The organism is Chitinophaga sp. W2I13 (assembly GCF_050434005.1).
In the GTDB taxonomy this organism is placed as follows: Bacteria; Bacteroidota; Bacteroidia; order Chitinophagales; family Chitinophagaceae; genus Chitinophaga.
In genome coordinates this window covers 5578404-5592569 of record NZ_JBNPWD010000001.1, presented here as the reverse complement: position 1 = coordinate 5592569, position 14166 = coordinate 5578404, and the positions used below count along the sequence as shown (strand labels likewise).

The window sequence follows — 14166 nt, the reverse complement described above, 5'->3', positions numbered from 1 at the left end:
GCTATGGTTTTACGACAATCTTCTTCCCTTCTACTACAAAATTTACATTGGCAAATTCCAGCACCTTTAAAAGTTCCGCCAGGCTGGATTTGCGGGAGATGCCCCCTGCGAATTGTCTTTGAGGAATGTCCCCTTCAAAAACGACATCTACATTGTACCAGCGGGATACCTGCCGCATGATGGTTTGGATGTCGGCATTTTCAAAAACGGTGTACCCGTTTTTCCAGGCAATCACATCTTCCACATTCACCTGTTCAATGAGCCTGAGCGTATTATTTTTTTCTAACAGCGCCTGCTGGCCCGGCGCAAGTATTTTCACCTGGTTGCCGGCGTTCACTTTTACCGCGCCTTCCAGTAGTGTTGTTTTAGCATCGGGCTCGTCGTTGTAAGCATTAACATTGAAATGCGTACCCAATACGGTTATATTCATTTGGTTGACCTGTACATTAAAAGGTTTACCGGGATCTTTCGCTACTTCAAAATATGCTTCTCCCGTAATGGCCACATCCCGCTTCCTCCCGGTGAAAACCGTTGGATATGTAATGGAAGAAGCCGCGTTCAGCCATACATTGGTGCCATCCGGAAGTTGCAGCTTGTATTGCCCTCCCCGTGGCGTTGACAGCGTATGATACTCTGCCTCATTGGCTTTTCCCTCGTAATTCAGCATACCGCTGTCGTTGTTCACTTTAAAATTGCCATGCTGAACAATATTACCATGCGCACTATCCAGGGTGATCTCCTGCCCATTGGCCAGCTTCAGTACGGCGCGATTGCTACCCGGCGGCACATCCGCCATGGCGATTACCGGTGGACTCACCTTTGCATTGCCGGCGCGATAAAACCACCACCCTGCTCCCAGTAGTATGGCAAGCATTGCGGCTACTGACCACCATCTTCTGAAAAGAGGTACCACCTTCGTCTCTTTCTCTACCTGCGGATACTTCAGGATGCTATCCAGTACCGGCTGCCACTTTTCAGAAGTAAACGCTTTATCGGCAACGGCATCCGTAAATGCAGGCGCCAGCAGGGCATACCAGTCTATCTCAGGCCGGGAGTCGATGATGTCCAATAGCTGTAGCCTCTCCTCTTCTGTGGACAGATCATTTATATATCGTTCTAACAACTGTTTTATATGGTCTTCCTGTATCACAGTATACGTTTTGTCCCGGTCCGGCCAGGTCGTTCTTAGTAATAGACACCAAAAATGATTACCGGTACTCCTCCGGAATAAAAAAAATTTAAGCGTAATACATAGGAAGTGTTTGTTGCAGCAACCGGCAGGTGGTGGGCATTGACCGGTGATAACAGGGCGTTAATGCGTGATGATCTCTATAAAAAAGATACCCGCTATTAAAGTGCCCTGGTCCTTTAGTATAGATTCCTGTATGTGGCGTAACGCAATACGCAGTTGGTTCTTTACAGTATTTTCTGAAATCTGGAGCAGGTCGGCAATTTCTTTCCTGGATAATCCCTTTTCCCTGCTTAACTCATATATCCTGCGGCGTTGCCCGGGTAGCCCGTCTACCGCTTTGTGGATGGATTTTCTCAGTTCCTGTACAGTAAGCTGTTCGTCCGCGGTAGCACCATGACCCGGCACATCCAGGTACATATCCTGTAATACATGCGCCTCTGTTTTGTTACGTTTCAGGTGATTGATGGAAAAATTGGTGGCCATGCGGTAAATATAGCCGGAGAGATTGGTAACAGCGGTGAGCCCTTTTCTATTTATCCAGAGCTTCAGAAATACTTCCGCTACCACATCTTCAGCAGCAGCTTCCTCTTTTACTATTTTAAGTACAATGGGATGAATAATAGCACCGTAATGGTAAAACAGGCGGGTAAAGGCCTCTTCGTCTCCTTCTGAGATCTGTATAACTAACTTCTCTTCATCATATGAAAAAGTACCCGGCAGCAAAGTGGCTTAGATGTTGAGATAACAAGATAATCCTTTGCCGGAAAAATATCAAACTAATTTTATCGGCGCCGGCAAATGAAAAAGCGTGATACCATCCGGAAGAAGGTATCACGCTTTTTCATCGCTGTGGCACTAATATCTTACTATATTATGATTTGATAAAGGCCAGCAGATCCTTATTGATCGTGGCAGCTTCTGTAGTAGGCATACCGTGGGGGAACCCCGGATAGGAAATGAGCTTTCCATGTTTTAGCAGGCCCACCGCCTTTGCGCCTGAAATGGGAAACGGAACGACCTGGTCATCTTCACCATGCAGCACCAGCACGGGAATATCTACACTTTTAAGATCTTCTGTAAAATCTGTTTCAGAGAAAGCCTTGATGCAGTCGTAATGCGCTTTGATGGCTCCCATCATGCCCTGGCGCCACCAATTATCCCTCACGCCCTGCGATATCTTTGCTCCTTCACGGTTGTATCCATAAAATGGCAGCGTAAAATCCTGGAAGAACTGCGTGCGTTGTGTGGCAGTATTCTTCCTGATGTCATCAAATACAGACAATGGCACTCCGTCGGGGTTATTGGCTGTTTGCACCATCAGGGGCGTTACCGCGCTGATCAGCACCGCTTTGGCCACACGGCCTTTGCCATATTTTGCGGCATAACGGATTACTTCCCCGCCGCCGGTAGAGTGACCAACGTGTATGGCGTCTTTTAAATCAAGCGCTTGGGTAAGCTCCGCTACATCGGCAGCATAGGTATCCATGTCGTGGCCATTGGCGGGTTGACCGGATCTTCCATGACCTCTCCGGTCATGCGCAATAACCCGGTAGCCCTGCTCCAGGAAGAACATCATTTGCCCGTCCCAGTCGTCACCGGACAAAGGCCATCCATGATGAAACACAATGGGCTGACCTGTTCCCCAGTCCTTGTAATAAATTTCAGTACCATCTTTTACTGTGATTTTACTCATTTTGTTTGGCTTTATTTATTTGGTTAAAAATTTTTCAGATGTCATCAATTTAAGCATGTTTAGCTGGCATTCATTCCTGCTAACAAAGATTTAATAGATGTTGTTCGTCTGAAAAACAAAAATTATTCCGCTGATGTGTATCACGCTTCTTCACTATTTTACATTATTTCTAAAAAATATTTGGGTAACCCAAAAGTTACATATACCTTTATGTAACTTCAATGTTACTTATTATGACGAGATCAATTAAACACCAGTTCTTCTTCCCACACCCGGCTGAAACAGTTTGGAACTACCTCACCAAACCCGAACTGATGGAGCTGTGGCTTATGAAAAATGATTTTCAGCCCATCGTGGGACTCGACTTTCAGTTCAGAACAAACCCGATACCCAGCCTCGACTTCGACGGGATCTTCTACTGTAAGGTATTGGAGGTTGTTCCTTTTAAACGGCTCTCCTACTCCTGGAAAAGTGGCCCCGGCGATGGCAAGATCACACTGGATTCTGTAGTATTATGGAAACTGGAACCAACCGATAAAGGCACGGAGCTTTTCCTGGAGCATAGCGGTTTCACGAAAGAAGAGAACCTGAATATGTTCAATGCTCTGACCGACGGCTGGCTGAAGAATTTGCACAAAATTGCGGACCGTATAAACGCAGCACAACATGGCAACACCAACACTTGACGCATTCCAGGTAATCGGAGATCCGAGCAGGCGGAAAATGCTGATGCTGCTCTCAGAAGATAGTTTGACCATCAACAGCCTGGCAGATAATTTTGATATGAGCCGCCCCGCCGTTTCAAAACACATCAAAATATTGTATAACGCAGGCTTTATTTCCATAAAGGATGTAGGCCGGGAACGGTATTGCACACTGAAACAGGATGGCTTTAAGGAACTGCAGAACTGGATTTCCTACTTCGATAAATTCTGGACATCGAAACTGAAAAAGCTGGAAACTTTATTAAATAACAAATTACCCAACTAAAAAATCAACAACATGTCTGCATCAGATTTTAACACTACCATCCTGGTAGATCAAACTCCCGCGGAGGTATTCAATGCCATCACGAATGTTCGCGGATGGTGGTCCCAAAACATTGAAGGCGGTACCGCACAGCTCAATGATGAGTTTACCTACCGGTTCAAAGACGTTCACAAGTGTACCATGAAATTGACAGAAGTGGTCCCGGATAAAAAAGTTACCTGGCAGGTGCTGGACAACTACTTCGATTTCACGGAAGACAAAACAGAATGGACCGGTACAAAAATCGAATTTGAGATCTCTGAAAAAGAACATCAGACACAGCTTCACTTCACGCACCACGGACTGGTTCCCGCATATGAATGCTATCATGTTTGTTTTAATGCCTGGAGCAACTATATCGGGAACAGCCTGCGCAACCTGATCACTACAGGTAAAGGCCAGCCAAATCCCATTGAGAATGCTATTAAAAATACTAAGCTATGAATATAGGCATTATCGGCGCAGGCGCTATCGGAAGCTGCCTGGAATAAAAAAGTGATTGTTGTTACTATTCCCCAGAAAAGCATCACCGATCTTCCTAAAAATATTTTTAAAGATCTTCCGGAAGATGTAGTGGTTATTGACACGGGAAATTATTACCCTACCCTCCGCGATGGCATCATACCGGCACTTATTCAAAGTGGCATCGACAGCCTGTGGGTACAGGAGCAGTTAGGCGTTCCTGTTGTGAAGGTTTTTAACTCTATTGTTGTGGAAAGCCTGGAATCCCTGGGCCAACCCAAAGGTGCTCAAAACCGTATCGCACTGGCCGTTTCGGGCGCTAACGACGCCGCTAAAGAAGTAGTATTTACACTGGTAAACGATGTAGGTTTTGATCCCTTCGATGTGGGTACCATCGCCCAATCATGGAAGCAGCAGCCAGGTTCCACCATTTATTGCGGGGATATTAACCTGGAAGAATTAAAAAAAAGGGTACATGCAATGGGAACTGCATGGACAGACATGCACGATGTAATCATTGGAAAACGGAACAGCGATGAAGTACTGATGAAGACAGACTATCCTGCTTATCTGGAAAGCCTGCAGGATGAACGGCTATTTCTTTAACAGGTCGTTGATGATGGCAGTAGCCTTCTCTTCAAACCCCTCCTCATACCCTTCAATTACCTGGGCAATTTTTCCGTCTTTGCCGATGAAATAAAAAGTCGGGAAGGCTGCTACATGGTATGATTGCACCACCTCCTTTGCATCAACATACATGGGATACTTTATGCGATAATTCTTTTGGAATCCAAGAACGGATTTCCGGCTGTCCCTTTCCGTCAGGCTCACCATGGCAACGTTTTGGTTCTTATATTTTTCATGAAGACGATTCAATGGTTTCAGGGAAAGCATACAGGGCGCACACCCGATAAAGAAGAAATCCAGTAACATCACTTTACCTTTCATTTGTGCAGATGACATCTTCCTCCCATCAGCAGCATATAGCACCCAACCGGGCGCTATTCCGCCCGGTGCTAATAAGGTGGGCCCTTCTTTTGGAAGATGAAACCCTTCCGGAATCTTCATGGACGCAAGGTCGATATGATCCTGGTCAAACTTATAATCCAAATAGCGGGTCTCTGAATAATAGTTGGTGACACCATCGCCGATACCACTGCTTCTTGCATGCGCAATGACACGCTCCGGCATGCCCGACAACTTGTCTATATATAAATGTATACGTGTATAGTAATGTTCTTTATTAATAACCGTATCAGAGCCATTAATCACCAAATGAGCACAGTTGATGGTATTAATGATGGTATCGCCAACCAATTCAGATGGTCTTCTTTTTAACAGCGCTTCTATCATCTTCAGATAATCCGGCAGTGAACCCTGGATGGCCGCTGCTTTGATTTCTCTTATATCATAAGTACTGTCTGCAGGATTTATATTGATTAAGCTTTGCCCGTTATATATAGTTGTGAAAGGAAATTTATTACCCCTGATTGTTTGCTCCATACTGAACAAATAACCAAAAACTTTATCTTCCGGTGCTTTTGAAAAAATATCCCGGTGATGTATTTCCAGCGTATCGCTGGTATATTCCTTTTGCTTATAAACTGATTGATAACTAAAGTTCTTATAGCCCGCCAATTTATCAATGACTTTTTGCACCAGGGAAACCTGTGCGTGAATATCCGAATGCAACAACACTAACAGGAGGCAAATAAATGGCCAGGTAAACCTTTTTATAGTATAAATCATCTTATGGTGGTTAGCGTTATCGACTTGTTTTAACAAGATAGGGCAAATTCCCTTTTTTATGCTTAAATTCTCTCTCCGTGCAGGAACACACTACAAATAGATTTTAACTATTGAAACATAGAAATTAATTGATTGTGATTATTCTTTCAATACCATAACTTTATCATTATGCACAACTAAAAGGTGCAGGCAAGTGTTCTTTCAATACCATAAAACTTCTAAAAATGGGAAAAGAATCAAACGACATCAGTAAATGTCCGTTTCATAATGGCAGTATGAAGCACAATGTTGGCGGTGGCGGCACCAGGAACCGGGATTGGTGGCCCAACCAGTTAAAACTGAGTATCCTGCGCCAGCACTCCTCCAAATCAAACCCGTTGGGTGAAGATTTTGACTATGCCGAAGCTTTTAAAAGCCTCGACCTGGAAGCAGTGAAGAAAGACCTTCATGCACTCATGACTGACTCGCAGGACTGGTGGCCGGCCGACTTTGGTCATTATGGCCCCCTGTTCATCCGTATGGCATGGCACAGTGCAGGCACCTATCGTGTAGGTGATGGCCGTGGCGGCGCAGGCTCAGGACAGCAACGTTTTGCCCCGCTTAACAGCTGGCCCGATAACGTAAGTCTGGATAAAGCCCGCCGGTTGCTCTGGCCCATCAAACAAAAATATGGTAACAAAATTTCATGGGCAGATCTCCTGATCCTTACCGGCAATATTGCACTGGAGTCAATGGGCTTCAAAACATTTGGCTTCGCCGGGGGACGTAAAGATGTATGGGAACCGGATGAAGATGTATACTGGGGCTCCGAAACCACCTGGCTCGGTGGCGACCTGCGTTATGCGCACGGCTCCCCCGGCGTGGAAGAAAATCATGGCGTACTGGTATCAGACGACGACGCAGATGGTAATATTCACGGCCGCAACCTCGAGAAGCCCCTTGCCGCTGTGCAAATGGGCCTTATCTATGTAAACCCCGAAGGCCCCGATGGTAATCCAGACCCCATCGCAGCTGCCAAAGATATCCGGGATACTTTTGGCCGCATGGCCATGAACGACGAAGAAACAGTGGCCCTCATAGCCGGTGGACACAGCTTTGGCAAAACCCACGGCGCCGCACCTGCCACCCACGTAGGCGCAGAACCGGAAGGAGCTGACCTGGAAATGCAGGGCCTGGGCTGGAAAAACAGCTATGGCTCTGGTAAAGGCGCAGACACCATTACAAGCGGACTCGAAGTAATATGGACGAAAACGCCTACCCAATGGAGCAATAACTTCTTCGAAAACCTCTTTGGATTTGAATGGCAACTTTCTAAAAGTCCGGCTGGTGCACACCAATGGGTAGCTAAAAACGCAGACAGCATTATCCCTGATGCATACGACAGCTCCAAAAAGCACCTGCCAACCATGCTGACTACCGATCTCGCTCTAAGAATGGATCCGGCCTACGAAAAAATATCCAGGCGTTTCCTGGAAAATCCCGATCAATTTGCAGATGCTTTTGCCCGGGCATGGTTTAAATTAACACACCGCGACATGGGCCCCAAGGCACGTTACCTCGGTCCCGATGTGCCGGAAGAAGAACTGCTTTGGCAGGACCCCATTCCTGCAGTTGACCATGCACTGATTGATGAAAAAGATATTGCCGCTCTGAAAGCAAAAGTACTGGCATCCGGATTAAGCGTATCCGAGTTGGTTTCTACTGCATGGGCGTCAGCTTCCACTTTCCGCGGATCCGACAAACGTGGTGGCGCTAACGGCGCCCGCATTCGCCTGGCTCCTCAAAAATATTGGAAAGTAAATAATCCCACCCAATTACAAAAAGTACTGGATGCACTGGAAAGCATTCAGAAAGAATTTAACGGCGCCCAGTCGGGTGGTAAAAAAGTTTCCCTGGCCGACCTGATCGTACTGGCAGGTGCAGCCGGCGTTGAAAAAGCAGCGAAAGATGCGGGACAAACCATCACGGTTCCCTTTACCCCCGGCCGCATGGATGCCTCGCAGGAACAAACCGACGTGGAATCAGTAGGCTACCTGGAACCTGTGGCCGACGGCTTCCGCAACTACCGCAAGTCAAAGTTCCCCGTGTCTACAGAAGAGTTGCTGATAGATAAGGCCCAGTTGCTCACCCTTACCGCACCGGAGTTAACAGTACTGCTGGGTGGTATGCGCGTGCTGAACACTAACTTTGACGGATCTAAACATGGCGTTTTCACTTCCCGCCCCGGCCAGCTTACTACTGACTTCTTTGTGAACCTGCTTGATATGCGCATTGCATGGAAAGCAGTGTCTGAAGACAGGGAACTCTATGAAGGCAGCGACCGCACCACCGGCGAAGTAAAATGGACCGGCACCCGTGCCGACCTGGTATTGGGCGCTAACGCTGAACTGAGAGCTAACGCAGAAGTATATGGCAGCGCAGATGGCCAGGAAAAATTTGTGAAAGACTTCGTCGCAGCCTGGAACAAAGTAATGAACCTCGACAGGTTTGATCTCGCTTAATTAAATTAAAAGAATAACAGGAGCCTCCTTCACCGGGGGCTCTTTTTTTATGCCCGTTTCTCACCAGCGAAACGCCCTCTAAACATACTGCAGCAGCCATTCCTTTGCCTCCGCATCGTTTGTAAACGACTTCATGGGAATAGGCGGCGTTTTTAACTTAAACAGTATATTCATGATCAGCTTCGACAAGCCCGGCTTTGAAACCATTGCCATGGCACTATATACATGAGGTAATTGCTCTGTTGAAAATTTTCTTGTGGCCTTATCGGGAACAGGAGAATTGGAAAGATAAATCAGCAAGGGTACTTTCTTATTCCCGGTAATCTGTTTCACCAATGCAATATTGCGCGAAATATTCTCTACTGTTCGCAGTGTGCTTTTCGAATAGGAATATAAAATCCCCGTACTATCATAATAATAGTCCGCTATTTCTCCTTCAATAAGTGGAATGTTATTGGGCGGGTTCATGGAGTGGCTGTTTATTGTACGCTGTATATTTGCTCAAATATACAATTTCGCTAAAATAAACTGCCCTGTATTACCGCCGGCGGCATCGTAGGATGAAACAAGCCAACGATCGTAAACGGCTGCCTGGCACTTGCATGTACATTTTGCGTAGTACCCAAGAAGAAATGGAGGTCGCTGTTCCTTGCATATTCGTGCAGGTATTTCTTTCTCACCTCGTTAATGGCCTTCAGTTCCTTATCAGCGCCACGCTGCTTTTGCAGGCTTTTCCAATACAGGGACGCCAGTTGCCAGTCTTCCACCGGCAGGGTGATTTCTTCGTTCTTATCATCCGTAAAACGGAAAGAAAATTTGTACGGCAGCTTTGGCATCACGGCAAAAGGATCTTCCGGCTGCTCAGCTACCACGCCGCGCAGCAGCTCTTCCTGCAATGCGTTCAAGCGGTTGCGGTTCCATTCCCGCTCTGTTTCCTCTATCACAAAATCAAGTATCCTGGCAGGTTTGAATACCACCAGTGAAGTATAAAACGCTTCGTGTTTCGCTTCCATGATGACCGTAGAGAGGTTACGGTATACATTCTTCAGCACTATGGCTTTCCGCTCGCTCCAATGATCTTCCGTACCCAGGTGCCCGGTCTTTTTTACCGGTGCATCCGGGTTTACCGGTCTGAAACTTTCCAGCCGGAAATCCCGGGTATTCCTTTCGAGATCCAGCTCCACCCAATCGTAGAGCTGATAGTGTTCGTCATAGGTTTTCTTTGAAAAAGGGATGGGATATATCCTGATAAAAACGCCGTCTTCCCGGAAACCGGCGATGCTAACCTGCTCCTCATAATGGGAAGATACGGTGGGGTAACTTTTAACGGTGATCAAAACTTTTGTCGAAGGCATGCGCAAGATGTTTTATAAATATGCAAATCCAATGGTTCCCGCCAGGGTTATTTTAAATACTTTCTTTTCCCTGGTGCAACGATGAATGATACGGACCATAAAACAATTCCCGGTAACCTTTTTCTATTATGCGCTGTATTAATTCTCTCCTGTAAAACATCCGGCGAAAATAGGTGAATCGTTGAAAATAAAAAAGTTAGCACCGGTTCAGCCCATATTTTTCCTGGTGGTTTACCCACCTTATAGATTTCCTCCACTCCCCCGATCGAAACATTCTATGCGTACAATCCGGCCTATTTTGTGTAATTTGTACGCATAAAATTTTAACACATGAGTTTTCAAGATGAGCTGAAGAAACTTTTTGTTGAAGAAAATGAAATACCCGAGGAATTCCGTATTTCCGAAATTCATCAGAAAGAGTACCTGGTAAACGGGGAAATGAAACAATGGGATGGGCCGGTGAGTGAAGTGTACTCCCCTATCAACATCCCTACTGCAAATGGCCTGAAACGCAAGCTGATAGGCACTTACCCGCTGGGCACCGAAAAAGAAGCCTTTGAAGCGCTGGATGCCGCCCTCTCCGCATATGATAACGGTCGCGGTGAATGGCCTACCATGCGACTGGATGGACGCATCAACTGTTTGTCTGTATTTGCCCGTAAAATGACGGAGCAACGCGCCCTGATCGTAAAGCTGATCATGTGGGAAATCGGGAAATCCTTTGCTGACTCCATCAAGGAATTTGACCGCACCATAGAATACATCAACGCCACCATAGATGCGCTTAAGGAAATAGACCGCAGCTCTTCCCGCTTTGAAATCAAAGAAGGCACCATCGCGCAGATCCGCCGTTCGCCATTAGGGGTAGTACTCTGCATGGGACCATTCAACTACCCGCTGAATGAAACCTTTACTACCCTGATCCCGGCATTGCTGATGGGCAACACCATCCTCTTCAAACCGCCTAAGCACGGCACATTGGTGCATTACCCGCTGCTGCGTGCATTCATGGAATCCTTCCCGAAAGGCGTGGTGAACACCATCTATGGCCGCGGCGCTTCTGTAATACCAGGCATTATGGCTACGGGTAAAATCAATGTACTGGCCTTTATCGGTTCCAGTAAAGTAGCCAACGACCTGCGCAAGTACCATCCCAAACTGAACCGCCTCCGCGCGGTACTGAGCCTGGATGCCAAAAATGCCGCCATCATCACGCAGCATGCAGATATACAAGTGGCCGTGAATGAATGTATCCTGGGTGCATTATCGTATAACGGTCAACGTTGTACCGCCATCAAAATACTGTTTGTGCACCGCTCCATCGCCGACGAATTCAATGCGCGCCTGGGCGAATCTATCGGCAAAATGAAATTCGGCATGCCCTGGGAAAAAGGTGTACAACTCACGCCGGTAGCGGAACCTGGCAAACCCGCCTATATCCGTGAAGTGCTCGACGACGCCATTGCCCACGGTGCAGCCGTTGTTAATGAAAACGGTGGCGCTACCAACGAATCCTTTGTGTTCCCGGCAGTCGTATACCCGGTGAATGATAAAATGAAACTCTACCGGGAAGAACAATTCGGACCGGTAATCCCGGTTGTGCCCTATGATGATATAGAAGAAACCATTGATTACCTGATCGAATCGCCACACGGCCAGCAGGTAAGCATTTTCAGCAACAACCCTGACGAAGTGGCGACACTGATAGATCCCCTGGTAAACCAGGTAAGCCGGGTGAATATTAACAGCCAGTGTCAGCGCGGACCGGATGTATTCCCGTTCACCGGCCGGAAAGACAGTGCAGAAGGCACGCTCTCCGTGCATGATGCACTGCGGTCATTCTCTATCCGCTCACTGGTGGCCACCAAAATGAACGATACGAATAAAAAACTGCTGGAAGATATTGTGAATGAGCATAGCTCCGACTTCCTCAGCACCAATTTCATTTTCTAAAATTACTTTATGCCTTGCAGCTGCCCGCTGCAAGGCTTTTTAATCTAAAACCGTTTTCCAGCCATTGATCAGATTTTTTCATAGATCTCCACCCTTACTTCATCTCCCGCTTCCTTACCTATAGCTTTGCGGGTTTTAGCATTAACACCCATCAGATGCGTACCATCTTTAAGCGGCAGGAATGAATTTTCAAACACGTGACCATCTATATTGCCACGTACTTTTACAGGTTGCCTGGTACCAAAGGTATCCGCTACCCCACCCCATACTATGTAGGTCCATGCTCCTTTGCCTGAACCAATTTGCAGCTTTGTATTGATTTTTATGTTTATTTTCTGTGCCATGATATTCGCTTTTAAGATTTCAGGAACCTGGTTAAAACAGACAACACCACTTCTGCCGCAGGCATATGATCCTGGCCTTTCAGCATGGTGTAGGTAACGTTCGGGATGGCAGCATTCAATTGTTTGGCTACTTCCTGAATAGATTCAGGGCTTTTTTCCCCCACTATAATTTGGGTGGGCGTAGTGAGCGTTGCCACCTCCTTTACGGGCGCTAAGCTACTGGCCAAAGTAGTGTCGTAGGCAAGCGTTGGAGCCAAAGCCACCATGGTTGGCCAGTCGGGAAATAAGCTTTCAAATGCCTCGCCAGGGATGCCGATACCTTCCAGGAATCCGGTGATCGCGGCTTCGTTTTTATCATTCTCCAGCAATTGGTATAAACCCCGGCTGAGGGTTTTAAATTCCTCCAGGTAGGCTTCGTTGTGACAATAAGCCGCGTCGTACATTACCAGTTTACTCACTTTGTCGCCGAGTGTCATAGCAGCCTTTAGCGCCAGGATAGCGCCGGAAGAATGACCATACAAAAACGCCCGGCCTCCTGCGGCAGCTATCATCGCCTCAATATCTTCTATTTCACGCTCCACCGCATAAGGCAAAGTATTGCCACTGTCGCCACGGCCGCGGCGATCATAATTGTACACTGTAAATTCTTCCGAAAAAACCGATGCATCGTACAGTACCGGGTTAAATTCACGGTGGCACGTAGCCCCCGTAATATAGATTAAGGCAGGGCCTTTGCCAGTCATATTATAAGCCAGCTTTGTTCCATCTTTGGAGTGTGTTGTTTTCATCTTGATCTGTTTTTAAAGATTTGTTTAATGTTCCGATGTAATTTCAACACAAAGATAGATGGGCCACTTACGATAGCTTTGTCCAAAAACCGCTTTGAATGGTAAATTTACCTGTTATACTGATTTCTGAATTCCAAAGGGGTGGCGCCTGCATTTTTCTTAAAGAATTTATTAAAATTTGCCGGATCAGAGAAATTAAGCTGGTAACAGATTTCAGCCATATCCAAATCAGTATATAGGATCAGTGATTTTGCCTCGGCTACTATTCTCTCGTGGATTAAGAACAATGCATTCTTCCCGGTGGTGGTTTTGATATACTCGGAAAGATACTTAGGGGTAATGGAAAGCATTTCGGCGTATTCATTCACTGTTCTCCGTTCTATATAATTGTCGTTGACAAGCTGGAGAAACTGCTTCAGCAAAATCGACTCAGGTCTGGTGATCCGCTCCTGCTGCTGGTTAAGCTGGATGAAACTCTTTAATTGATACAGAACAGCCAATATCTTCAAACTGGCTACTGTGTGCAGTTTATCGTCTGCGTTTTCATATGCAATAAAAAAATCCTCAAACGCCAGGGAGAACTCATTATATTTTTCCTGCGATAATTCAAAAAAGTGCGTCTGTTGTACATCAAAAAAAGAAAACTGCTTTTCAAAGTCCGGTCTGAAGAAAGAAAAACAGGGCAGCTTAAAATAAACAAAATATCCATAAGCAAGTCCTGAGTTGTAAAAGCTGGAAAGCAGTCCGGGCGCCTGACAAACGAGAAAGCTGTTCATCCGCACTTCATTCATATTGTCATAAACAATCTGCGACTGACTAACACCACTCATCAGCCCCATAAAATAAAATGATCTTCTGAACGGGGGTTTATAGAATTTTTTTACGTCTTCTCCTTTCCTCACCCTGAAACAAAACAGATCCGGATCATTTGTTCTATCAGGAAATGGCGTACTGGCAAAGAATTCATTAATATCATCGTAAAAAGGAATAACACCTTTGGAATTGCCCATTACTTAGAGATGGTTTTTAATCAAACAGCTAAAGCACCTTATTTTTACTACACTATTGAAGATAGGAAAAATATAGTAAGCTCAAATAAC

The 14166-nt window shown here is 46.1% G+C and carries 15 protein-coding genes; 6 read left to right on the top strand and 9 right to left on the bottom strand.

The window, feature by feature from the left end; all coding sequences use genetic code 11:
• Position 1: 1 nt before the first annotated feature.
• From QFZ48_RS23120 to QFZ48_RS23110, 3 genes are all read right to left on the bottom strand, one after another.
• Positions 2-1150, bottom strand: coding sequence for a FecR family protein (locus QFZ48_RS23120; protein WP_429063830.1), 1149 nt, complete (start codon positions 1148-1150; stop codon positions 2-4).
• Positions 1151-1312: 162 nt separating this feature from the next.
• Positions 1313-1915, bottom strand: a complete 603-nt coding sequence (locus QFZ48_RS23115; RefSeq protein ID WP_429063828.1) for an RNA polymerase sigma factor — start codon at positions 1913-1915, stop codon at positions 1313-1315.
• Positions 1916-2063: 148 nt separating this feature from the next.
• On the bottom strand, positions 2064-2885 hold the full coding sequence (locus QFZ48_RS23110; RefSeq protein ID WP_429063827.1) for an alpha/beta fold hydrolase: 822 nt from the start codon (positions 2883-2885) through the stop codon (positions 2064-2066).
• A 233-nt stretch (positions 2886-3118) separates the two neighbouring features.
• Between QFZ48_RS23110 and QFZ48_RS23105 the strand changes: the two genes are divergently transcribed.
• Genes QFZ48_RS23105 through QFZ48_RS23090 form a run of 4 tightly spaced genes read left to right on the top strand, consistent with a single transcriptional unit; the run spans position 3119 to position 4982 of the window.
• Positions 3119-3571 carry an SRPBCC family protein gene (locus tag QFZ48_RS23105; RefSeq protein ID WP_429063825.1) on the top strand — a complete coding sequence of 151 codons (453 nt, stop codon included), beginning with the start codon at positions 3119-3121 and terminating at the stop codon, positions 3569-3571.
• Entirely contained in the window at positions 3552-3875 is a 324-nt protein-coding gene (locus QFZ48_RS23100; protein ID WP_429049254.1) for an ArsR/SmtB family transcription factor, read from the top strand. Before QFZ48_RS23105 ends, QFZ48_RS23100 begins: the two co-directional genes overlap by 20 nt.
• Positions 3876-3887: 12 nt before the next feature.
• On the top strand, positions 3888-4358 hold the full coding sequence (locus QFZ48_RS23095) for an SRPBCC family protein (RefSeq protein ID WP_429063823.1): 471 nt from the start codon (positions 3888-3890) through the stop codon (positions 4356-4358).
• Positions 4359-4409: 51 nt separating this feature from the next.
• Positions 4410-4982 carry an NADPH-dependent F420 reductase gene (locus QFZ48_RS23090; RefSeq protein ID WP_429063821.1) on the top strand — a complete coding sequence of 191 codons (573 nt, stop codon included), beginning with the start codon at positions 4410-4412 and terminating at the stop codon, positions 4980-4982.
• On the opposite strand, the gene QFZ48_RS23085 is transcribed toward QFZ48_RS23090, so the two are convergent.
• The gene (locus tag QFZ48_RS23085) at positions 4971-6125 is read right to left on the bottom strand and encodes a TlpA family protein disulfide reductase (RefSeq protein ID WP_429063819.1); all 1155 of its coding nucleotides are present in this window, start codon (positions 6123-6125) and stop codon (positions 4971-4973) included. The two genes, QFZ48_RS23090 and QFZ48_RS23085, sit on opposite strands and share 12 nt — an antisense overlap.
• 224 nt (positions 6126-6349) lie before the next feature.
• Between QFZ48_RS23085 and katG the strand changes: the two genes are divergently transcribed.
• On the top strand, positions 6350-8626 hold the full coding sequence (katG, locus tag QFZ48_RS23080) for a catalase/peroxidase HPI (protein ID WP_429063817.1): 2277 nt from the start codon (positions 6350-6352) through the stop codon (positions 8624-8626).
• 78 nt (positions 8627-8704) lie between these two features.
• Here katG and QFZ48_RS23075 read toward each other — a convergent pair whose 3' ends face one another.
• Positions 8705-9094, bottom strand: coding sequence for an STAS/SEC14 domain-containing protein (locus QFZ48_RS23075; protein WP_429063815.1), 390 nt, complete (start codon positions 9092-9094; stop codon positions 8705-8707).
• 50 nt (positions 9095-9144) lie between these two features.
• Complete coding sequence (locus QFZ48_RS23070) at positions 9145-9981, bottom strand: hypothetical protein (RefSeq protein ID WP_429063813.1); 837 nt, start codon at positions 9979-9981, stop codon at positions 9145-9147.
• A gap of 330 nt (positions 9982-10311) precedes the next feature.
• Between QFZ48_RS23070 and QFZ48_RS23065 the strand changes: the two genes are divergently transcribed.
• The gene (locus QFZ48_RS23065; protein ID WP_429063811.1) at positions 10312-11934 is read left to right on the top strand and encodes an NADP-dependent glyceraldehyde-3-phosphate dehydrogenase; all 1623 of its coding nucleotides are present in this window, start codon (positions 10312-10314) and stop codon (positions 11932-11934) included.
• A 68-nt stretch (positions 11935-12002) separates the two neighbouring features.
• On the opposite strand, the gene QFZ48_RS23060 is transcribed toward QFZ48_RS23065, so the two are convergent.
• The 3 genes from QFZ48_RS23060 to QFZ48_RS23050 form a co-directional block, all read right to left on the bottom strand.
• Positions 12003-12278 (bottom strand): DUF1905 domain-containing protein, encoded by a 276-nt coding sequence (locus tag QFZ48_RS23060; protein WP_429063810.1) that lies wholly within the window; start codon positions 12276-12278, stop codon positions 12003-12005.
• 11 nt (positions 12279-12289) lie between these two features.
• Positions 12290-13066 (bottom strand): alpha/beta fold hydrolase, encoded by a 777-nt coding sequence (locus QFZ48_RS23055; RefSeq protein ID WP_429063808.1) that lies wholly within the window; start codon positions 13064-13066, stop codon positions 12290-12292.
• Positions 13067-13173: 107 nt separating this feature from the next.
• Complete coding sequence (locus QFZ48_RS23050) at positions 13174-14076, bottom strand: helix-turn-helix domain-containing protein (protein WP_429063806.1); 903 nt, start codon at positions 14074-14076, stop codon at positions 13174-13176.
• Positions 14077-14166: the final 90 nt, after the last annotated feature.